This is a genomic window from Kitasatospora sp. NPDC036755 (genome assembly GCF_040636595.1).
Lineage (GTDB): Bacteria > Actinomycetota > Actinomycetes > Streptomycetales > Streptomycetaceae > Kitasatospora.
Genome location: NZ_JBEZUT010000075.1, coordinates 1 through 20,523 on the forward strand (window position 1 = coordinate 1; position 20,523 = coordinate 20,523).

Below are 20,523 nucleotides of genomic sequence, written 5' to 3' on the forward strand. Positions count from 1 at the left end.
GCGGGGCCGCGCAGCCGGGCGTACGAGGAGGGGGAGACGACCCGCAGCCGGCCGCTGCCGCGGCCGATCGGCAGGCCGTCCCGGGTGACGTCGACGCGCACCCGCAGCGACACCAGTTCGCCGGGCCGCATCCGGACGTCCTCGCAGCCGACGGCCAGCATCAGCGAGGCGGGGCCGGCGGTGACGGCCAGGCCGGGCAGTCCGGGCCCGTCGAGCGCGTAGGAGAGGTCCTCCATGACGAAGTGGTGGCCGCGCGGCACCCCGAACCCGGCGTGGCCGATCAGCAGTCCGGCCTGCCGGATCGTCTCGGCCAGCAGCACCGGGTCGTGGTAGCGGTCGCCGGGCAGCCGGTAGAAGCCGTGCAGCCGGGGCCACTGGGCGCCGAGCAGGAAGTCGTGCGGGCCGGTGGCCTGCCAGCCGGTGAGGAACACCTCGGACACCGAGGCGCGGTGCACCAGGTGCCGGGAGACGGTCCGGTCGTGGAAGTCGTAGCCGGTCGCGGGGCCGTCGTGGAAGTCGAAGCCGCCGCTGCCCGGCCCGGGGTGGGCGTACGGGCCGTCCGGGTCCGGTTCTACGATCGATGGCATGACTGGCCCCCGCTTCAGGGTGTCGGTCGGAGCGGCCGCCATGGCCGTCCGAGCAAAACATACATACCACCCGGTTTGTCTTCGGCGACTGGGGGTGCCCAGTCCGCGCTCTCCGGCTCGACCACGCTACCTGGCCCCTGGGCTGGGGGAATGCCCGTTCGGGGGAGCGCGGACCATCGATGGGGGCCCGTCCCCGCTGGACGGCGGGGGCGAAGCAGGCGCTAGATTAGATACCAACCATGCGGTTTCGGAAGGTTCCGTCCGCATGCGAGCGCTGCCCCGGCAGGGGCCGCGCCGACAGCAGCCGGGTGGGGCGGGGATCGCGCCCGGCCGAGTCCGGAGGGGGCCAGTGGTCAAGCAGGAACGGGCTGGGCGGACCCGGCAGGCCGTACTGCTCGCTGCCGCGGAGGCCTTCGCGCGGGTGGGTTTCGAGGCCGCCAGCCTGGTCGACATCAGCCGCCGGGCGGGGGTGAGCAAGGGGGCCCTCTACTTCCACTTCGTGTCCAAGCAGGCCCTCGCCGACGGGGTGCGCATCGCCTCCGGCCGGGAGATCGGCTCGGCCGCGCTGCGCGCGCTGCGCTCCGACGGCCCGGCCCTCCAGGGACTGATCGACTTCTCGCACGAGCTGGCCCGGATGCTGCGCGAGGACGTGGTGGTGCGGGCCGGGGTGCGGCTCGGCCGCCAGGGCCCGCGCCGGGACGGCGCCCCGCAGGAGCCGGACGGGCAGCCCGCCGCGGTGGGCCCCGACGCCGCCTGGCGCAGCCTCACCGCGGTCGTCCACCGGCTGCTGGACCGCGCCGCCGGGGCCGGTGAGCTGTGCCCGGGGGTGGACCGGCGGGCCGCGGCCGAACTGCTCACCGCGGTGGCGGCCGGCCAGGTGCTGCTCGCGGGGGAGGAGACCGGTCGGCCCGGGCCGGAGACCGTGAGCCGGCTGTGGACGGCCGCGCTGCCGGCCCTGGTGGGAGCCGAGCGCAGGACGGGCTACCGGGTCTGATCCCGGTCGGCCGGGCCCGGACCGCCGGGGCCGTCGGCCCCGCCCGGTGGCTCAGACGCGCTCGGCGAGGCTCAGCCGGGCGAGCGCGTGCGGCTGGACCAGCCCGGGCAGCAGCAGCGTCCAGAGGTCGGCCAGCCGACGGATCAGGTCCTGCCGGTCGGCCAGCACCTGGGAGCTGAGCTGGATGCCGGTGACGGCCCCCTGGATCACCCCGGCGGCCGCGGTCAGGTCGACCCCCGGGTGGAGCTCGCCGGCCTCCCGGGCCTGCGCCAGCAGCGCGCGGACCGTGTCCATCCAGCCCTGGTAGGCCGCGAGCTGCGGCTGGGTGAAGCTGCCGTGCTCGATCGTCAGCCGGATGCTGCCGCGCACCAGCGGGTCGGTCCGCAGCGCGCGGGCGAAGGCGTACCCGAGGTCGATCAGGTTCTGCATCGGGCTGTCCGAGACGGGTGCCCAGCCGGAGATGAAGACGCCCTGCCCCTCGATGACGGCGAGCGCCAGCTCCTCCTTGGAGCGGAAGTGGAAGTACAGCGCGCCCTTGGTGACGCCGGCCCGTTCCAGGATCTCGGACATCGTGGCGGCGGCGTAGCCCCGCTCGTCGAACACCTCGGCCGCCGCGACGAGTACCGCCTGGCGGGTCGCCAGCGCGCGGGCCTGCCTGGCCATCGCAGCCTCCCTGGAAAGTTCTGGTCTCGGCAGCGGCCGATCCTATGGGGGCGGAATGGGTGGCGGACGCATACCGTCCGGTAGGCATCCTACCGAGCCCTCCGCGGGCCGCTCCGGGCCCCGGCCGACCGGCCGGAGGGCCGTGGAACGGAGCCGGGGGAACGCCCGACGGCCGGTCACCCGGGGTGGGTGACCGGCCGTCGGCACGACGGGCCCGGGGGCCGTGAGCCGTCAGGCGGCCTGCTGCCAGCTGAACGGCGAGTAGTACGCCGGGCGGCGCTCCAGGCGCTGCCAGCTGGCGATCGGCTCGACCGGCGCGGTGGCGGCGGCCTGCTGCGCGACGGCGGCACGCGCGGCGAGGACGGCGGTCAGGGCGGCGAGTTCCTCGTCGGTGAGGCTGCCGCGGACGATGCGGACGAGGGGTTCGGCGGAAGCGGTCATGTCCTGGTTTCTCCCCCGGTGGCTGTGGTCTGAGGTGGGTGCGCGGCGGTGCGGACCGCCGCGGTGCGGCCGGCCGTCACATCGGCGGGTTGCCGTGCTTGCGGCTGGGCAGGTCGGCGTGCTTGGTGCGGAGCATGGCCAGGGCGGAAGCGATCACCTGGCGGGTCTCGGCGGGGTCGATGACGTCGTCCACGAGGCCGCGCTCGGCCGCGTAGTACGGGTGCATCAGCTCGCTCTTGTATTCCTTGATCTTCTGGGCGCGCATGGCGTCCGGGTCCTCGGCGGCGTTGATCTCGCGCCGGAAGATGACGTTGGCCGCGCCCTCGGCGCCCATCACGGCGATCTCGTTGGTCGGCCAGGCGTAGGACAGGTCCGCGCCGATCGAGCGGGAGTCCATCACGATGTAGGCGCCGCCGTAGGCCTTGCGCAGGATCAGCGAGATGCGCGGCACGGTGGCGTTGCAGTACGCGTACAGCAGCTTGGCGCCGTGGCGGATGATGCCGCCGTGCTCCTGGTCCACGCCGGGCAGGAAGCCGGGGACGTCGAGCAGGGTGACCAGCGGGATGTTGAAGGCGTCGCACATCTGGACGAAGCGGGCGGCCTTCTCGCTCGCGTTGATGTCCAGCACGCCGGCCAGCGACTGCGGCTGGTTGGCGATGATGCCGACGACGTGGCCGTCGATCCGGGCGAGCACGCAGAGCACGTTGGTGGCCCAGCGCTCGTGGACCTCCAGGTACTCGCCGTGGTCGACGACCTCCTCGATCACCTTGCGCATGTCGTACGGGCGGTTGCCGTCGGCGGGCACCAGGTCCAGCAGGCTGTCGTTGCGCCGGGCGACCGGGTCCTCGCTCACCACGGACGGCGGCATCTCGCGGTTGTTCTGCGGCAGCAGCGACAGGAGGTAGCGGACCTCCTCGATGCAGGACTGCTCGTCGTCGTAGACGAAGTGGGAGACGCCCGAGACGCCGGCGTGCACGTCCGCGCCGCCGAGGCCGTTCTGGGTGATCTTCTCGCCGGTCACGGCCTGGACCACGTCCGGGCCGGTGATGAACATCTGCGAGGTCTCGCGGACCATGAAGACGAAGTCGGTCAGCGCGGGGGAGTACGCGGCGCCGCCGGCGCACGGGCCGAGCATCACCGAGATCTGCGGGATGACGCCGGAGGCCTTGGTGTTGCGCTGGAAGATGCCGCCGTAGCCGGCCAGGGCGGTGACGCCCTCCTGGATGCGGGCGCCGGCGCCGTCGTTCAGCGAGACCAGCGGGGCGCCGGCCGCGATGGCCATGTCCATGATCTTGTGGATCTTCTGCGCGTGGGCCTCGCCCAGTGCGCCGCCGAAGATCCGGAAGTCGTGCGCGTAGGTGAAGACGGTGCGCCCGTGCACGGTGCCCCAGCCGACGATCACGCCGTCGGTGTGCGGCTTCTTGGCCTCCAGGCCGAAGCCCTGGGCGCGGTGCCGGCGCAGCGGCTCGACCTCCTGGAAGGAGCCCTCGTCCAGCAGCAGCTCGATGCGCTCGCGGGCGGTCAGCTTGCCCTTGGCGTGCTGGGCCTCGGTGGCCTTGTCGCTGGGGCCGCGGCGGACCTTCTCGCGCAGCTCGTGCAGCTCGGCGACCCGCCCGCGGGCGTCGGCCGGGACCTCCGGGACCTCGCCGTCGACCGGCGCCTCATGCACAACCGTCATCTCGAACCACTCCAAGGGTGAGGGAACTGTCCGACAGCCAACGTCTGCTGTGCCCCCGGCTGCGAATCACTTTCTTCACTTATGACTGTACGAGGGGCCGTGCGCTGGTTTCGGCGTCGATTCCGTACAAGGTCGAGTTCGTTTAGCTGTCAGGCCTGCACAGAAGCGGTCGGTTCGGTCAATGAGCGCTCGGTGTTCATTCGGATACCGGGGGTTGTCGAACAGATGATGGTCCGATGATCTGAGCATGAAGGAAAGCGCAGGTCAGGGCCGTCTTTCAGTAATGTAGGCCAGCCCTCTTGCGCCGCGCTCAAGGCCCGCTCAAGCCGGGTCGCCGACGGGCCGCCGTCCGGGTGAGGGCGTGCGGAGTCGTAGGGAAGCGCCAAAAACGCCGAAACCCACCCCGCACCGTGGGGGTGGGCTGTCCGGGCGAGCGGGCGGACCCGCTCCGATCAGCTCTTCCTGCCGTCCTCGGGCTCGTCGCCGTCGCGCAGCTCCCGCTCGCGGCGGCGCAGATCGGCCTCCCACTGCTTGAGCATGTCCTCGTGGTCTTTGTCGCTCTTCTTCAACGAGGCGAGGAACTCGGGGTCGTCGTCCGGGGCCAGTGGACGCCCGCCGCGCCGGGCGGCGCGGCCCGTGCGGTCGTCGGCCGGGTACCCCGGGTGGGCTCCGGCGGGCGCGGCCGACAGGAAGCCCCGCTGCTTGCCGGCGATCAGCCAGGCGATCGGGCCCAGCGGGGGGAAGAGCAGCACGATCAGCACCCAGACCACCTTGGGCAGGTGCTTCACCTCGTCCTCGGGCGTGGTCAGGCAGTCCACGAACGCCCAGACCCAGAGCGCGAGCGGCAGGATGATGGTCAGAAGAATCCTCAACACAGCTGGGATCTCCCCCCGGGCGGCGACGGCGGCGGGCGCCTTCCAGGGGCCCTTGACAGAGCCAGGCTATCGGGTGGCGGATACTGACAGGCATGGCATACGACGATCTCCGCTCGTTTCTCCGGGCCCTCGACCGCGAGGGCGACCTCAAGCGCATCAAGGCGGAGGTGGACCCGCACCTGGAGGTCGGGGAGATCGTCGACCGGGTGCAGAAGGCCAAGGGTCCGGCGCTGCTCTTCGAGAACGTCAAGGGCTCGTCGATGCCGCTCGCGATGAACGTCTTCGGCACCGAGCGCCGGCTGGCCAAGGCGCTCGGCCTCAAGGGCCCGGACGACATCTCCGAGAAGATCGCCGGCCTGCTCAAGCCCGAGCTGCCGCAGGGCTTCACCGGCTTCCGGGACGCCTTCGGGAAGCTCGCCTCGATGGCGCACGTCCCGCCCCGGCACGTGAAGCCGGGCGACGCCCCGGTGCAGGAGGTCGTGCTCACCGGTGACGACGTCGACCTGGACGAGCTGCCCGCCCTCTTCACCTGGCCGATGGACGGCGGATCCTTCTTCAACCTGGGCCTGACCCACACCAAGGACCCGGACACCGGCGTCCGCAACCTGGGCCTCTACCGGCTCCAGCGGCACGACCGCCGCACCATCGGCATGCACTGGCAGATCCACAAGGACAGCCGCAACCACTACGCGGTGGCGGCCAAGCGCGGCGAGCGCCTCCCGGTCGCGATCGCCTTCGGCTGCCCCCCGGCCGTCACCTACGCGGCCACCGCGCCGCTGCCGGGCGACATCGACGAGTACCTCTTCGCCGGCTTCGTCGCCGGGGAGCGGGTCCGGATGGTCGACTGCAAGACGGTGCCGCTGCAGGTGCCCGCCGACGCCGAGGTGGTTCTGGAGGGCTGGCTGGAGCCCGGCGAGATGCTCCCCGAGGGCCCGTTCGGCGACCACACCGGCTTCTACACCCCGCAGGAGCCGTTCCCGGCGCTGAAGATCGACTGCGTGACGATGCGCCGCCGCCCGATCCTCCAGTCCATCGTGGTCGGCCGCCCGCCGACGGAGGACGGCCCGCTGGGCAAGTTCACCGAGCGGTTCTTCCTGCCGCTGTTGAAGATCATCATCCCGGACATCGTCGACTACGACCTGCCCGAGGCCGGCGGCTTCCACAACTGCGTGATCGTCTCGATCGACAAGAAGTACCCCAAGCACGCCCAGAAGACGATGCACGCGATCTGGGGCGCGCACATGATGTCGCTGACCAAGCTGATCATCGTGGTGGACTCCGACTGCGACGTGCACGACTACCAGGAAGTCGCCTGGCGGGCCTTCGGCAACGTCGACTACAGCCGCGACCTCACCGTGGTCGAGGGCCCCGTGGACCACCTGGACCACGCCTCGTACCAGCAGTTCTGGGGCGGCAAGGCCGGCATCGACGCCACCCGCAAGCTGCCCGAGGAGGGGTACACCCGGGACGGCGGCTGGCCCGAGATGGTGTCCTCGGACCCGGCGACCGCCGCCCTGGTGTCGCGCCGCTGGAAGGAGTACGGACTGTGAGCACAGCCGCCGCCGAGACCCCCGGGCGCACCAGGGCGTTCCTGCGCCTCGTGGTGTTCGAGCACTCGATCTTCGCTCTGCCCTTCGCCTACATCGCCGCGCTGACGGCGATGTTCCTCGCCGACCGGCGGGTGCACTGGAGCGAGCTGCTCGTCGTCACGGTCTGCATGGTCGGGCTGCGGACCTTCGCCATGGCCGCCAACCGGATCATCGACCGCGAGATCGACGCCCGGAACCCGCGGACCGCCACCCGCGAACTGGTCACCGGCGCCGTGTCGCTGCGGACCGCGTACGTCGGGTCCGCCGTCGCCCTGGTGGTCTTCCTCGGGGCGGCCGCGATGCTCAACCCGCTGTGCCTGGCGCTCGCGCCGGTCGCGGTGGTGCCGATGGTGGTCTACCCGTACGGCAAGCGGTTCACGAACTTCCCGCAGGCGATCCTGGGCCTGGCCCAGGCGATGGGGCCGGTCGGCGCCTGGCTCGCGGTGACGGGCAGCTGGTCCTGGGAGGCGGTCGTGCTGGGCGCGGCCGTCGGCATCTGGATCGGCGGCTTCGACCTCATCTACGCCTGCCAGGACGTCGAGTCCGACCGCGAGAACGGGGTCCGTTCGGTGCCCGCGCGGTACGGCGTCCCGGCGGCCATCCGGGGCGCGCGGGTGTGCCACGCCCTCACCACGCTGCTGCTGGGCTGGTTCGCGGTCCTGACACACGCCGGAGCGGCGTTCTGGATCGGCCTGGCGGTCGTCGCGGGCGCGTTCGTGTACGAGCACACCATCGTCAAGCCGAACGACCTGTCGAAGCTCAACCGGGCGTTCTTCCAGACCAACAGCTTCGTGGGCGTCTCGCTGTTCTTCTTCGCGCTGGTGGACCTGGTCGTCCGCGGCCTCGGGGTCTGAGCGCGCTCAGCGGAACAGGGCGGCGTGGTCGTCCGCCCAGGCCCGGAAGCCGCGGGCGGGGTGGCCGGTGAGGTCCAGGACGGTCGTGGTGGCCGGCTCCGGGGCGGTGATCCGGGCCTGGATGAAGTCCAGCACTTCGTCGACGGCGGCCGGCGACCGGCCCCCGGCGGACATCCTGCGACGGGCGGCCTCGCGGGTGATCTCCCGCCACTCGGCCGCCCGGCCGGCGGCCGCGCCGATGATCTCCACCTGCTCGGCCTGGGTGGGGCACTCCGGGCCGGTCAGCAGGTACCGGGCACCGTCGTGGCCGTCCTCGACCAGGGCCCGGACGGCGACCGCCGCGACGTCCCGCTCGTCCACCGGGTTCAGCCCGGCCGCGCCGCCGTAGCCCCGCACCGCGCCCCCGGCCCTGATCTCCGGGGCCCACTGCAGCGCGGCGGCGAAGCCGTGCGCCCGCAGCACCGTGTGCGGCACCCCGCTGCCGGCGAGCAGCGCCTCCACCGCGCCCTCCGGCCGGCCGGGGACGGCGGAGGACAGGAACACCACCCGCCCGACCTCCCGGGCGAGCACGCCCACGGCGTCCGTCGCCCCGTCCGCGGTCGGGAACGGCCATCCCAGCAGCACCGCGCGGGCGCCCTGCACCGCCGCCTCCAGCGTCGCCGGGGCGAGCAGGCCCCGATCGGGCAGCGTCCGCGCCCGCACCCCGGAGGCCGCGAGCTGAAGCCCGACGTGCCGTCCGACCGCCCCGGAGACGCCGATCACCAGCACCGGCGACGTGCCGTCCACTCGCTCATCTGTCATGTATCGAACGTAAGCGACGAGGGTGAGACGCCCCATGCTCGCGGGTCTCCGGTCCATGCGTCAGCGTCTACCCGGCCCGCGACCAGCGCGGACCCCACGGGCCTTGGCCCGCACGGAAGTCGGTAACGTGCCCGGTGTGACGGAGCTGACGGAACTGACGGAGCTGGTGCTGACCCCCGACGAGCGGGCCCGCGGGGTCCGGATCGACGAGGTGCTGTTCGGCCTGGACTGGACCGGCGAGGAGGAACCGGAGGAGCTGGCGGCGTTCGCGGCCGGCCGGGTCCGGGCCTTCGGGGCGGAGCCGGCGGGCGTCGACACCACCGCCGTCCGGCAGGCCGCCGAGGCCGACCCGGCGCTGCGCCGCGGTGACCTCCCGGTCCGCCAACTCGACCACTTGGCCGGGGTGCTGAGCGGTCTCGGCTGCACGCTCCTGCAGTGGCACAGCGGCACCGACGCCTACGAGCTGCTGGTCGCGCGGACCGGCGGGCAGGAGCCGGACGGCCTGCTGCACGAGGGCTTCCCGGTGCGGGCCTGGGGCTCGGCGCCCGAGGAGGTCCTGATCAGCCTGAACTGCCCGGACTGCGCGCGCACGCACGTCTGGGAACTGCCGCCGGACGAGACCCTGGCCGACGAGCGCTGCGACTGCGGGACCCCGCTGTTCGACGCCGCCGGTGACCCGCTGCCCGGCGTCACCCTCCACGACTGACGGCACCCGCCACCGCTCCCGGCTCCCCGGCGCTCAGCCGTCCAGCCGGGGCGCGTCCGTCCAGCCGGTGCCAGAGCTCCTGGTCGTTCATGATCACCGGATCGTACGGAAGGCCCCGGGGCGGGCGGTGCGTCAGTCGTGCAGGAAGCCCTCCAGGGACACCGCCAGGGCCACCGGGGCCTCGTACATCGGGTAGTGCCCGGTGCCGGCGAGCTCCTCCAGTTCGGCGTTGGGGTAGTGGGTGAGGAAGGTGCCGCGCATCACCTCGGTGGAGAGGGCGAGGTCGTGCTCGCCGACGATGACCTTGACCGGCACGGGGTTGCCGTCGATCCGGGGCCGCAGGTCGGCGGTCGTCCAGTCGTGGACGTAGGTGCCGAAGGCCTTGACGGTGGAGAGCCGCAGGGACTGGTCGACCATGTGGTCCAGCCAGACCCGGCCGGCCCGTCGGCCGGTGACCAGGTCCAGGATGGCGAAGCGCTTCTCCCGGTCCTCGGCGGCGCCGTGGAACAGGGCCTCGGCCGCCTCGTCCATCGGGTACGGCCCGGCCGGCACCGGGGCCAGGCCGACCAGCTTGCGCACCCGCGACGGCGCCTCGGCGAGCACCTGCTGGGCCGCCTTGCCACCCATCGAGTGGCCGACCAGCGAGAAGCGGTCCCAGCCGAGCTGGTCGGCCAGGGCGAGCGCGTCGGAGGCGATCTCGGCGAGCGTGTACGCGCCGGCGGCGTCCTTGCGCTGCCCGTAGCCGCGGTAGTCGAGGAACGCGTAGCCGAAGGCGTCGCCGTCGAGGTAGTCGAGGAACGGGCCCCAGCCCGCGCTGGTGCCGAACCAGTCGTGCAGGACCAGGACGTGGTGGTCGCCGGTGCCGATCAGGCGGTGAGGGATCGTCATGCCAACGGTCGTTCCCCGCGGACCGCCCGTCCGAACGGACGGTCCGCGGGGAACCGGGGGCGCTACTCCCCGCCGACCTCGGTCTCGTACTGCGCGGCCGTGAGCAGTTCCTTCAGCTCGGCGGCCTTGGAGGGCGTGATCTCGATGATCCAGCCGTCGCCGTACGGGTCGGAGTTGAGCGTTTCGGGATCGTCGCCCAGGTCGGTGTTGACCGCGGCGATCACCCCGGAGACCGGCGAGTAGAGCACGCTCACCGACTTGACCGACTCCACCGTGCCGAACTCCCAGCCGGCCTCGACCTTGCGGCCGACCTCGGGGAGTTCGACGAAGACGATGTCGCCGAGCTGCTTCTGCGCGTAGTCGGTGATGCCGACGCGGACCCGGTCCTTCCCCACCGTCTCCACCCACTCGTGCTCCCGGGTGTACGTGAGGTTCTTCGGGATGTTCGCCATGCGGTTCTCCTTGTGGCCGGTGCGTCCTGACGCCGAGTCAGGTGCGACGACGTGAAGCCTGCCGCAGACCCCGCCGCGCCGCCGCGACACTCACCCGATCGAGTGCGGTCGGGCGTCGCGCCGGGCGAAGGCCGGGGCGTGCTCGGGGAGCGGGCCCATGGCGATCAGCCGGGAGAGCCCCTGCCGGAAGCCGGGCACGAAGCGGGCCGCCAGCACCAGTCGGCGCGGCGGGCCGATCCGCCGGCCGCTGAGCACCGGTTCGAACATGAGGCTGTGCAGGACCCGCTGCATCCGCTGCATGATCACTGTCGGCCGCCACCGGCGCCGCTGCACCCGGACGAGTGCCGCGGTGGTCGGGCGGCCGCGGCGCAGTGGTTCGGCGAGCAGGGTGGCGGCGGCGACGGCGTCCTGGATGGCGAGGTTGATGCCCACCCCGCCGGCCGGGGACATCGCGTGGGCGGCGTCGCCGATCAGCAGCAGCCCGTCGGCGTACCAGCGGTGCAGGCGGTTGAGCCGGGCGTCGAGCAGGTGGACGTCGTCCAGGGTGGCCAGCTGGTCGACCCGGTCGGCGTACCGGGGCAGCAGTGCGGCGATCCGGGCGCGGAAGCGTTCGACGCCCTCGGCGCGCACCTGCGGGTCGGAGCCCTTGGCCCGGAAGTAGCCGATCTGGAAGTAGTCGTCGCGGGTCAGGCTCAGGGCGATGTCGCCGTGCCCGAAGCCGGGAACGAGGTTGGGCGGCGCGGAGCGCTCGTGGGGGTGCCGGGGCAGCCGGAACCACCAGACGTCGAAGGGTATCGGGAACTCCCGGGGCACCAGGCCGGCCGCCCGGCGCAGGGTGGAGTGCCGGCCGTCGGCGGCGACGGTGAGGTCGGCGCGCAGCTCGCCCTCCTCGCCGTCCCCGGTGCGGTACCGGACGCCGGCCACCCGGCCGCCCTCGCGGAGCAGGCCGGTCGCCTCGGTGTTCATCCGCAGGGTGAAGGCGGGCTCCTGCCGGGCCTCCGCGACCAGGAAGTTCAGGAGGTCCCACTGCGGGATCATGGCGATGTAGTTGTACGGGGGCCGCATCCGGTCGTAGGCGCTGAGGGCGACGGGGCCCACGCCCGGCACCTGGACGACCAGGTTGCCGAGGCGGCTCTGCGGCAGGGCGGCGAACTTCTCGCCGAGGCCGAGTTCGTCCATCAGCCGCACGGTGGAGGCGTGGACGGTGTCCCCGCGGAAGTCGCGCAGGAAGTCCCCGTGCTTCTCCAGCACGGTCACCTCGACGCCGGCGCGCGCCAGCATCAGGCCCAGCATCATCCCGGCGGGGCCGCCGCCGGAGATCACGACGCTCATGGTTCTCCCCTTCCAGTGTTCGATCGATCACCTTCCGTGTGGAACCTGCATATATAGAATCTCTGGAACCGTTCCAGGTGTCAAGCAGTACGATGCTTCACATGAGAGAGCTGGTGACGGCCGCCCTCGCGGCCGCGAAGGAACGGGGCCAGGACGTCGCCGACGTCCCGCTGACGGCGATCGCCGCGGCGGCCGGGATCTCCCGCAGCACGCTGCTGCGCAGGCTCGGCGGCTCCCGGGCGGCGCTGGACGAGGCGGTCCGCGAGGCGGGCGTCGATCCGGGCGGACGGCCGCCGGTGCGCGAGCGCGCGATCGCGGCGGCGGCGGTGCTGGTGGCCGAGCGCGGCCTGGGTGAGGTCACCCTGGACGCGGTGGCGGACCGGGCCGACTGCTCGCTGCCCAGCCTGCACACCGTCTTCGAGGGGCGGGACGGCCTGTTCGCCGCCGTCTTCGAGCGGCACTCCGCGCTGCCCGACCTGGAGGCCCTCGCGGACGACCCGCCGGAGCGCCTGGAGGACGTCGTGCGGGCGCTCCACGCCGTCTTCGTCGCGGCCTTCGCGCACGAGCCGCGGATCGTTCCGGCGGTCTTCGCCGACCTGCTCGGCCGGCCGGACGGCCCCGCCGCCCGGGTGATGGCCGTCAACCTGCCGAGGGCGCTCGACAGCCTGGACCGGCTGCTGCTGCCGCACGTGCGGGCCGGCCGGCTGAGACCGCTGCCGACGTCGGTGCTGGTCCAGCTGCTGCTCGGCCCGCTGCTCAACCACGTGCTGATGCGGCCGGTGCTGGAGGTCGTCCCGGGGGCCGGGCTGCCCTCGATGGAGGAGACCGTCGAGATCTTCGCGGACGCCTACCTGCGCGCGGTCGCCCTGCCCGCGGCGGAGTCCGGGGGCGGCGCCGCCGCACCCCGCGGCTGAGCGGGGCCGGCCCGTCCGCCGACCGGGCGGTCAGCCCAGGGCGAGCCGGTCGCCGACCCGCAGCCGGCCGGGCGCGGCGACCTCGGCGAGGGCGTCGAGCCGGCCGTCGTGGGCGTGCACGACGGCCTTGAGGATCTCGGGGGCGTGCGGCAGTCCGGGCTGCGGGGCGCCGCTCATCGCGCAGCGCTCGCTGGAGGCGACGAAGGAGAGCCGGGCGCTGCCGGGGGCCTCGGCGGAGGCGAGGCGGCCGAGCCAGGTGTCCTCGACGAACGGCGGGGTGCCGGGCGGGGTGCGCAGCACGATGTTGGGGCGGAAGCGGCGTTCGTCGACGACGGCGAAGGGGACGGCCTCGCGGGCCCAGTCCAGGGTGGCCGTGCTGAGCACGCTGACCGGGAGCCGGTCGAAGTGCGAGACGGCGTCCTCGCGGGCGAGTTCGACGTCCTCGCGCTGGAGGTAGGCGCGCAGGAAGGCGTTCGGCCGGTCGACCGGGCGGCCGAGCGGATCGAACAGCTCGGGGCCGTCGATCCGGTGGCCGAGCCGGGCGGAGAGGCGGAGCAGGCCGTCCATCCGGCGGAAGCGGCGGGTGTTCTTGCCCGAGCCGAGCTTCCCGGCCGCGTCGCGGACGGCGTACAGGCGGTCGCCGGCCAGGCCGCGTTCGTCCACCTCGACGGAGTCGAGCCGCTCGCCGCCGGTGGATTTCACGGGGTAGCGCCAGATTCGCTCGATCACTCCGATGATCTCAGCCATGGCCGGAAAGCGTACTGGCGTTGACGGGGGATGGTCTAGACCAAGTGCGGTGAGGTTACCCGCCGGTTCAGCCCAGCCGGGCCACCGCCCGCACCGGCGCGCCGTCCGCCGCGACCAGCCGCAGAGGGAACAGCGAGACCTCCACCGGCCGCCCCGCCTCCTGGGCCGCCAGCAGCGGCCGCAGGTCGGTCAGGTTCTCGGCGATCACCCCGCCGCCGGACGCCCCCAGCAGTACCCGGTGGGCGGCGAGCGTGGGCTCGTCGGCGGCGCCGGGGTCGTGCTCGTCGGTGAGGTCCGCGAGCAGCGCGGCCACCGCCGGATCGCCCGGGCCCGGGTCGGGGGTCGGATCGACGCTGAGCGCGTCCACCCCGACCGTCCGCACCCCGGCGGCGACGATCGCCTCGGCGGCGGCCGGGGTCAGGCTGGGGTGGGCGAGGTAGGCGTCGGTGCCCCAGTGCCGGGCCCAGCCGGTGGCCAGTAGCAGGACGGTGCCCTCACCGGCCCGCTCCAGGGCCGGCGCCAGCAGTCCGGGGGTGACGGCCGCCCGGGGCTCCAGCCCGCGCAGGTCGGCGACCACGGCCGGGCCGGTGAACCGCTCCAGCGGCAACCCGTCCAGGGTCGGCCAGGTGACGTCCACGTGGTACGGCGCGTCCACGTGCGTCCCGGACTGCGAGCCGAGGTGCAGGGCCAGCACGTTCACCCCGGCGGTGGCCGTGGTGAGCGCGGGCTCCAGCAGGACGGCCGGATCGCCGGGGTAGACCGGCATCGCGGTGGTCACCTGATGGGTGAGGTCGACGAGGGTCGCTGCCATGCGCCCATCCTCCCAGCCCCCGTCCGCCCCGTGGACCCCTCGACCGGACCGGGTCGCCGCGCCCGCCCGGCCCGGCCGCCGCCCCGGCCCGGTCCGGTGCGGAGGGCGGGGTGAACGAACCGGACGAAGCCGGATAGAAATGCCCCATGGGAACTGCGAAGCGTCAGCCGTGGGTGGTCGGGGTCTCGGGCGCGTCGGGGACGCCGTACGCGGCCTCGGTGATCCGTGCGCTGCTGGCCGCCGGCGAGGCGGTGGACCTGATCGTCAGCCGCGCCGCCCGGCTCACCATCCTGGACGAGACCGGCATCTCCTTCCGGGACGCCCACTGGCGCGCCGACCTGGCCGCCTGGCTCGGGAGCGACGAGGGCCTGGACGACGTCCGCTACTGGCCCGCCGGGGACTTCGCGGCCGGCCCGTCCAGCGGCTCCTACCCGGCCAAGGGCATGCTCGTGGTGCCCGCGACCACCGGCGCGGTCGCCGGGATCGCGCTCGGACTGAGCAAGGACCTGCTGCAGCGCGTCGCCAGCGTCACCCTCAAGGAGCGCCGCCCGCTCGTCGTCTGCGTGCGCGAGACACCACTCAACGGGGTGACGTTGAAGCACTTGGTGGAGCTCGACGCACAGGGGGCGGTCGTGCTGCCCGCCTCACCCGGTTTCTACGCCGGTGGCTCCACCGTGCGCGAACTCGTGGATTTCGTGGCCGGACGGGTGCTGGACGCCGTCGACGTGCCGCATTCCCTGTACCTGCGCTGGGAGGGCGAGTTGGGGGCGGCGGGCCGCAGGACGGCCGCCGCGGACGGCACTCCGGCTGAGGGGGAGTAAGGAGACCGGGCGCGGGAGAGTATCTTCTCTGCGATATCCGGGTCGTTCGGCGCGCAGCGCCTTTGAATCCGGATAATGATCTGTGGGTCTGGTGAGGTTCGGAAGGACGCGGACGGTATATGGACACGGTGGACAGACAGCTCATCCAGGCGCTCCGGGAGAACGGCCGCGCGTCCTACGCCGAGTTGGGCCGTCTCGTCGGGCTCTCCGGCCCGAGCGTCACGGACCGGATCAACCGCCTGGAGCAGGCCGGGGTCATCACCGGCTACCGGGCGACGGTCAACCCGGCTTCGCTCGGCTTCGGCGTCACGGCCCTGATCGGCCTTCAGCTCACGGACGCCGCCGACCACGAGGACGTGGCGTTCCGGCTGAAGGACCTCAACGAGGTCGAGGACTGCTGGTTCATCGCCGGTGACGACTCCTACATGCTGAAGGTCAGGGTGGCCGACGTGGCCGGCCTGGAGTCGGTGGTGAAGCGGATCTCGGGCACGAAGGGCGTGGCCCGGACCCGCACCACCGTCGTACTCTCCACCAAGTGGGAAAACCGGGTGAGTGAACTTCCTCCTGTAGGAGAGTGACGTATGGCGCTGGTCGGTCTGGAGGAGCTGCGTGCGGCTCGGCAGCGGATCACGGGGGTCGCCGTGCGCACCCCACTGGTTCCCGCCCCCTGGGCGGCCGAGGGTGAACGGCGGCTCTGGCTGAAGCCCGAGAACCTCCAGCCGACCGGGGCCTTCAAGACCCGCGGCGCCTACAACCGGCTGGCCGCCCTCACCGAGGACGAGCGCTCCCGGGGCGTGGTCGCCCAGTCCAGCGGCAACCACGCCCAGGCGGTGGCGTACGCGGCCCGGGAGCTCGGCATCAAGGCCGTGATCGTGATGCCGGACACCTCGCCCGCGGTGAAGGTGGAGGCCACCCGATCGTTCGGCGCCGAGGTGATCGTGGTCGCGCCGGAGGAGCGGGACACCCTGCCCGGCGAGCTGGCCGCGAAGCACGGCTACGTCTGGGTGCCCCCGTACGACGACCCGTACATCATCGCGGGTCAGGGCACGGTCGGCCTGGAGATCGCCGAGGACGCCCCCGCCGAGCTGGACACCGTGCTGGTGCCGGTCAGCGGCGGCGGCCTGATCGGCGGGACGGCGGCCGCGCTCAAGCTCACCCGCCCCGGCATCCGGGTGATCGGCGTGGAGCCCGAGCTGGCCGCCGACGCCCGGGCCAGCCTGCGGGCCGGCCGCCGGGTCGAGTGGCCGGTCGCCGACACCTACCGGACCATCGCGGACGGGCTGCGCACCCCGTCGCTCGGCGTGCTGCCGTTCGAGCACGTCACGGCCTACGTGGACGACATCGTCACCGTCACCGAGGACGAGATCCGGGCCACCGTGGCCGTGCTGGCCCGCCGCGGCCGGCTGGTCGCCGAACCCTCCGGGGCCGTCGCCCCGGCGGCCTACTTCCACCGCGCCGCCGAGACCGGGGGCCAGGCGGTGGCGGCCGTGGTCAGCGGTGGGAACATCGACCCGGCACTGCTCGCCGAGCTGCTGTCGGCATAGGCGTACGCTCGTTCCGGCAAGGAATCGAAGTCGGAGGAGGCGGGGCACCGCATGGACGCAGGGCTCAAGCGCGAGCTGGAGGCGAAGGTCTACGCGGGTGAGCGGCTGACCCGCGAGGACGGGATCGCGCTCTACGAGAGCGACGACCTGGCCTGGCTGGGCGGGCTGGCCCACCACGTGCGGACGAAGAAGAACGGCGACGTCGTCCACTTCAACGTCAACCGCCACCTCAACATGACCAACGTGTGCAACGCGTCCTGCGCGTACTGCTCGTTCCAGCGCAAGCCGGGCGAGAAGGACGCGTACACGATGCGCATCGAGGAGGCCGTCCGCCTCGCCAAGGCGATGGAGAGCGAGTCCCTCACCGAGCTGCACATCGTGAACGGCCTGCATCCGACCCTGCCGTGGCGCTACTACCCGCGCTCGCTGCGGGAGCTGAAGGCGGCCCTGCCGAACGTCTCGCTGAAGGCCTTCACCGCCACCGAGATCCACTGGTTCGAGAAGATCAGCGGCCTGTCCGCCGACGAGATCATGGACGAGCTGATCGACGCCGGCCTGGAGTCGCTGACCGGCGGCGGCGCGGAGATCTTCGACTGGGAGGTCCGCCAGCACATCGTCGACCACGACACCCACTGGGAGGACTGGTCGCGGATCCACCGCCTCGCGCACAGCAAGGGCCTCAAGACGCCGGCCACCATGCTGTACGGGCACATCGAGGAGCCCCGCCACCGGGTGGACCACGTGCTGCGGCTGCGCGAGCTCCAGGACGAGACCGGCGGCTTCCAGGTCTTCATCCCGCTGCGCTACCAGCACGACTTCCACGACTCCAAGGACGGCGTCGTGCGCAACAAGCTGATGGCCCGCACGGAGATGGCCACCGGCGCCGAGGCGCTGAAGACCTTCGCGGTCTCCCGGCTGCTCTTCGACAACGTCCCGCACGTCAAGGTCTTCTGGGTGATGCACGGCGTCACCACCGCCCAGCTGGCGCTCAGTCACGGCGCGGACGACATGGACGGCTCGGTGGTCGAGTACAAGATCACCCACGACGCGGACAACTTCGGCACCCCGAACAAGCTCGGCCGCGACGACCTGCTCGGGCTGATCCGCGACGCCGGCTTCCGCCCGGTGGAGCGCAACACCCGCTACGAGGTCATCCGCGAGTACGAGGGCCCGGACCCGATGCGCCGCGAGGCCCCGCAGGCGATGCGCCTCTGACCCCGTCCCACCCGCGCGACTCCCCGCCGCCCCGGCCGTTCCCGGCCCGGGCGGCGGTCGTCTTCACCGCCTCCGCACGGGGCCCGGGTTTACCAACGGGTATGGCGTTTGGCAGGATCGACGGCATGTCCGGTTCTGATCGTGCCACCGCGTACCCGCCGCACCAGCCGATGCAGGGGCCGGTGGACCCGATGCCGCAGCAGCAGTACGAGGGCGACGGGTCGTACCGGCAGCCGGTCCAGCAGGGCTACCACCAGGGCGAGTACCAGCCGTACGGGCAGAGCCCCGACGGGTACTACGAGGTCTACGAGCAGCCGTTCCGGCCGTACGGTGCGGAGCCCGCCCCGGAGCCCGTCCACTACGCCGCGGCCGCTCCCGAGCCGGTCCACCCCGGGGCCGCCCGGTACGAGCCCGTCTCCTACGAGCCCGAGCCCTACGACCCCGCGTCCTACGAGCCCGAGCCCGTGGTGCTTGCCGCCGCGCCCGTGGCGCCCGTGGCGGGCGCCCGGACCGCCGCGCGGGGACGGCGGCGCAAGGCCAAGCAGAAACGTCACGGCAAGGCCGTGATGGCCGGCACCGCCCTCCTGGTCGCCGCCACCGCCGGCTGGTACGCCGTCGGGCCGGACGGCGCCAAGCCCGGCGTCACCGCCGCCGACGGCCCCGGCCCGGAGGGCGTCAGCAAGCCCGACCAGCCCGCCCCGGCCCCCGCGGCCGCCCAGGCCGCCTCCGACCGGCACGCCGCGGCCCCGGCCGCCGACCGCAGCCAGACCCGCCCGGACGGCTCGGTCGCCGCGATACCCGGCCTCGGCGCGGCCTTCACCGCGAAGATCCCCGCGCAGACCACCCAGGTCGTCGTCGCCAGCGGCCAGGACAAGAACACCGACAAGAACACCGTCGTCCTCTGGAGCCGCACCCCCGAGGGCCGCTGGCTGGCCGGCGAGACCTGGCAGGGCCACAACGGCAAGAACGGCTGGACCACCGATCACAACGAGGGCGACCTGCGCAGCCCGATCGGCGTGTTCGAGCTCACCGACGCGGGCGGCCGCAAGGCGGACCCGGGAAGCAAGCTCCCGTACGACAAGGACCCGAGCTTCGTGGTCTCCGGCACGGGCTTCTTCGGCGACCAGCTGGCCGGTTCCTTCGACTACGTCGTCGCGATCAACTACAACCGCGTCGCCGGCAACTCCCCGCTCGACCCGCGCCGCCCGATGGGCTCCAAGAAGGGCGGCGGCATCTGGCTCCACGTGGACCACGACGGCCCGACCCACGGCTGCGTGTCGATCCCCGAGGACAAGATGGCCCAGCTGATCCGTACCCTGGACCCGAACGCCCATCCGGTCATCGTGATGGGCGACGCCACCGCGCTGGCCGCCTGACCTCCGGGGAAGCGGAACCCGGGCCTCGCAAGGGTCCTTGTCCACCTCCTACAGATCGCGGGGGCGGATCCTGTCGCCGGTCATACCATGCTGACCAGCGGGTAACCCGGTTCCATGGCAGTATGAGCGGTTCCCGCATTGTGGCACTCGGCCACTACCAGCCCCCCAAGGTCCTCACCAACAGCGACCTGACGGCGCTCGTCGACACCGATGACGAGTGGATCCGCACCCGGGTGGGCATCCGCACCCGGCACATCGCCGAGGACGAGACCCTGGTCGACCTCGCGACCGAGGCCGCGCAGAAGGCGCTCGCCAACAGCGGCCGGACGGCGGACGAGATCGACCTGGTCGTGGTCGCCACCTGCACCGCGATCGAACGCAGCCCCAACACCGCGGCCGCCGTGGCGGCCCGGCTGGGCGTGCGCTCGCCAGCCGCGTACGACATCAACACGGTCTGCTCCGGCTTCTCGTACGCCCTGGCCACCGCCGACCACGCGATCCGGGCCGGCTCGGCCCGCCGCGCCCTGGTGATCGGCGCCGAGCGGATGTCCGACACCCTCGACTGGACCGACCGCTCCACCTGCGTGATCTTCGGCGACGGCGCGGGCGCCGCGGTGGTCGAGGCCCAGGACGAGGGCACCGAACCCGGTATCGGGCCGGTGGTCTGGGGCTCCGAGCCGGAGCGGGGCGACGCCGTGGTGATCACCGGCTGGGACCCGGTGATCAGCCAGCAGGGCCAGTCGGTCTTCCGCTGGGCCACCACCCAGCTCGCCCCGCTGGCCCGCCAGGCCTGCGAGCGGGCCGGGATCGACCCCTCCGAGCTGAAGGGCTTCGTCCCGCACCAGGCCAACCTGCGGATCATCGACGCGATCGCCGGCAAGCTGGGCCTCGGCGAGGACGCCGTGGTGGCCCGGGACGTGGTCCACTCCGGCAACACCTCTGCCGCCTCCATCCCGCTGGCCTTCTCCAAGCTGGTCGAGCGCGGCGAGCTCTCGCCCGGCGACCCGGTCCTGCTCTTCGGCTTCGGCGGCGGGCTGGCCTACGCCGGCCAGGTCGTGCGCTGCCCCTGACCCGAACCGCCGCTGACCCGAAGGCGCCGCTCCCGGTGCCGCCACGCGCCCCCTGAGGCGCCCTGGCGGCCCCGGGAGCGGCGCCGTGAGACCGTCCGGACGCGAACACGCCGGTGGGCGGGCACCCTGTCGCGGGTGCCCGCCCACCGGCATGTCTGGCGCGCG

Annotated in this window: 22 protein-coding genes; 11 read left to right on the forward strand and 11 right to left on the reverse strand. The window is 72.9% G+C overall.

Going from position 1 to position 20,523, the window contains the following annotated elements:
* On the reverse strand, positions 1–587 hold a 587-nt coding region (locus AB0E96_RS14060), incomplete at its 3' end, for an AfsA-related hotdog domain-containing protein (protein WP_359822677.1).
* A 349-nt stretch (positions 588–936) separates the two neighbouring features.
* On the opposite strand from AB0E96_RS14060, the gene AB0E96_RS14065 reads away from it, so the two are divergent.
* Complete coding sequence (locus tag AB0E96_RS14065; protein WP_359822680.1) at positions 937–1,581, forward strand: ScbR family autoregulator-binding transcription factor; 645 nt, start codon at positions 937–939, stop codon at positions 1,579–1,581.
* Positions 1,582–1,632: 51 nt separating this feature from the next.
* On the opposite strand, the gene AB0E96_RS14070 is transcribed toward AB0E96_RS14065, so the two are convergent.
* The 4 genes from AB0E96_RS14070 to AB0E96_RS14085 form a co-directional block, all read right to left on the reverse strand.
* A complete protein-coding gene (locus tag AB0E96_RS14070) occupies positions 1,633–2,244 on the reverse strand; it encodes a ScbR family autoregulator-binding transcription factor (RefSeq protein ID WP_359822683.1) in 612 nt (203 codons plus the stop codon).
* A gap of 231 nt (positions 2,245–2,475) precedes the next feature.
* Positions 2,476–2,685 (reverse strand): acyl-CoA carboxylase epsilon subunit, encoded by a 210-nt coding sequence (locus AB0E96_RS14075; protein ID WP_359822686.1) that lies wholly within the window; start codon positions 2,683–2,685, stop codon positions 2,476–2,478.
* Positions 2,686–2,761: 76 nt separating this feature from the next.
* Positions 2,762–4,363, reverse strand: a complete 1,602-nt coding sequence (locus AB0E96_RS14080; protein ID WP_359822688.1) for an acyl-CoA carboxylase subunit beta — start codon at positions 4,361–4,363, stop codon at positions 2,762–2,764.
* Between the two features lie 452 nt (positions 4,364–4,815).
* Entirely contained in the window at positions 4,816–5,238 is a 423-nt protein-coding gene (locus AB0E96_RS14085; protein ID WP_359822691.1) for a PLD nuclease N-terminal domain-containing protein, read from the reverse strand.
* A gap of 92 nt (positions 5,239–5,330) precedes the next feature.
* On the opposite strand from AB0E96_RS14085, the gene AB0E96_RS14090 reads away from it, so the two are divergent.
* Together AB0E96_RS14090 and mqnP are read left to right on the forward strand one after the other, a co-directional pair.
* Complete coding sequence (locus tag AB0E96_RS14090) at positions 5,331–6,788, forward strand: menaquinone biosynthesis decarboxylase (RefSeq protein ID WP_359822694.1); 1,458 nt, start codon at positions 5,331–5,333, stop codon at positions 6,786–6,788.
* Positions 6,785–7,681, forward strand: coding sequence for a menaquinone biosynthesis prenyltransferase MqnP (gene mqnP / locus AB0E96_RS14095; RefSeq protein ID WP_359822695.1), 897 nt, complete (start codon positions 6,785–6,787; stop codon positions 7,679–7,681). The genes AB0E96_RS14090 and mqnP overlap by 4 nt, the downstream gene beginning before the upstream one ends.
* A 6-nt stretch (positions 7,682–7,687) precedes the next feature.
* Here mqnP and AB0E96_RS14100 read toward each other — a convergent pair whose 3' ends face one another.
* On the reverse strand, positions 7,688–8,482 hold the full coding sequence (locus AB0E96_RS14100; RefSeq protein ID WP_359822697.1) for a hypothetical protein: 795 nt from the start codon (positions 8,480–8,482) through the stop codon (positions 7,688–7,690).
* A 136-nt stretch (positions 8,483–8,618) separates the two neighbouring features.
* Here AB0E96_RS14100 and AB0E96_RS14105 point away from each other — a divergent pair, with 136 nt between their 5' ends.
* Positions 8,619–9,188, forward strand: coding sequence for a hypothetical protein (locus AB0E96_RS14105; protein ID WP_359822698.1), 570 nt, complete (start codon positions 8,619–8,621; stop codon positions 9,186–9,188).
* 132 nt (positions 9,189–9,320) lie between these two features.
* Here the strand turns inward: AB0E96_RS14105 and AB0E96_RS14110 are convergent, their stop codons facing one another.
* The 3 genes from AB0E96_RS14110 to AB0E96_RS14120 all read right to left on the reverse strand — a co-directional run bounded on the left by AB0E96_RS14110 (position 9,321) and on the right by AB0E96_RS14120 (position 11,860).
* A complete protein-coding gene (locus AB0E96_RS14110; protein ID WP_359822700.1) occupies positions 9,321–10,076 on the reverse strand; it encodes an alpha/beta hydrolase in 756 nt (251 codons plus the stop codon).
* Between the two features lie 62 nt (positions 10,077–10,138).
* Complete coding sequence (gene gcvH / locus AB0E96_RS14115; protein WP_359822703.1) at positions 10,139–10,528, reverse strand: glycine cleavage system protein GcvH; 390 nt, start codon at positions 10,526–10,528, stop codon at positions 10,139–10,141.
* A 90-nt stretch (positions 10,529–10,618) separates the two neighbouring features.
* Positions 10,619–11,860: an FAD-dependent oxidoreductase gene (locus AB0E96_RS14120; RefSeq protein ID WP_359822705.1), complete on the reverse strand. Its 1,242-nt coding sequence runs from the start codon at positions 11,858–11,860 to the stop codon at positions 10,619–10,621.
* Between the two features lie 101 nt (positions 11,861–11,961).
* On the opposite strand from AB0E96_RS14120, the gene AB0E96_RS14125 reads away from it, so the two are divergent.
* Positions 11,962–12,774: a TetR/AcrR family transcriptional regulator gene (locus AB0E96_RS14125; RefSeq protein ID WP_359822708.1), complete on the forward strand. Its 813-nt coding sequence runs from the start codon at positions 11,962–11,964 to the stop codon at positions 12,772–12,774.
* A 30-nt stretch (positions 12,775–12,804) separates the two neighbouring features.
* Here the strand turns inward: AB0E96_RS14125 and AB0E96_RS14130 are convergent, their stop codons facing one another.
* Both AB0E96_RS14130 and AB0E96_RS14135 read right to left on the reverse strand, forming a co-directional pair.
* A complete protein-coding gene (locus AB0E96_RS14130; RefSeq protein ID WP_359822711.1) occupies positions 12,805–13,521 on the reverse strand; it encodes an MOSC N-terminal beta barrel domain-containing protein in 717 nt (238 codons plus the stop codon).
* A 67-nt stretch (positions 13,522–13,588) separates the two neighbouring features.
* Positions 13,589–14,332 carry a cyclase family protein gene (locus AB0E96_RS14135; RefSeq protein ID WP_359822714.1) on the reverse strand — a complete coding sequence of 248 codons (744 nt, stop codon included), beginning with the start codon at positions 14,330–14,332 and terminating at the stop codon, positions 13,589–13,591.
* 146 nt (positions 14,333–14,478) lie between these two features.
* Between AB0E96_RS14135 and AB0E96_RS14140 the strand changes: the two genes are divergently transcribed.
* The 6 genes from AB0E96_RS14140 to AB0E96_RS14165 all read left to right on the forward strand — a co-directional run bounded on the left by AB0E96_RS14140 (position 14,479) and on the right by AB0E96_RS14165 (position 20,358).
* On the forward strand, positions 14,479–15,153 hold the full coding sequence (locus AB0E96_RS14140; RefSeq protein ID WP_359822717.1) for a UbiX family flavin prenyltransferase: 675 nt from the start codon (positions 14,479–14,481) through the stop codon (positions 15,151–15,153).
* A gap of 119 nt (positions 15,154–15,272) precedes the next feature.
* Positions 15,273–15,731, forward strand: a complete 459-nt coding sequence (locus AB0E96_RS14145) for an Lrp/AsnC family transcriptional regulator (protein ID WP_030055719.1) — start codon at positions 15,273–15,275, stop codon at positions 15,729–15,731.
* A gap of 3 nt (positions 15,732–15,734) precedes the next feature.
* Positions 15,735–16,697 carry a threonine/serine dehydratase gene (locus AB0E96_RS14150; RefSeq protein WP_359822719.1) on the forward strand — a complete coding sequence of 321 codons (963 nt, stop codon included), beginning with the start codon at positions 15,735–15,737 and terminating at the stop codon, positions 16,695–16,697.
* A gap of 51 nt (positions 16,698–16,748) precedes the next feature.
* Positions 16,749–17,912 carry an aminofutalosine synthase MqnE gene (mqnE, locus tag AB0E96_RS14155; protein ID WP_359822722.1) on the forward strand — a complete coding sequence of 388 codons (1,164 nt, stop codon included), beginning with the start codon at positions 16,749–16,751 and terminating at the stop codon, positions 17,910–17,912.
* 125 nt (positions 17,913–18,037) lie between these two features.
* Positions 18,038–19,288 (forward strand): L,D-transpeptidase family protein, encoded by a 1,251-nt coding sequence (locus AB0E96_RS14160; RefSeq protein ID WP_359822725.1) that lies wholly within the window; start codon positions 18,038–18,040, stop codon positions 19,286–19,288.
* 122 nt (positions 19,289–19,410) lie between these two features.
* Complete coding sequence (locus AB0E96_RS14165) at positions 19,411–20,358, forward strand: beta-ketoacyl-ACP synthase III (protein ID WP_359822727.1); 948 nt, start codon at positions 19,411–19,413, stop codon at positions 20,356–20,358.
* Positions 20,359–20,523 lie beyond the last annotated feature (165 nt).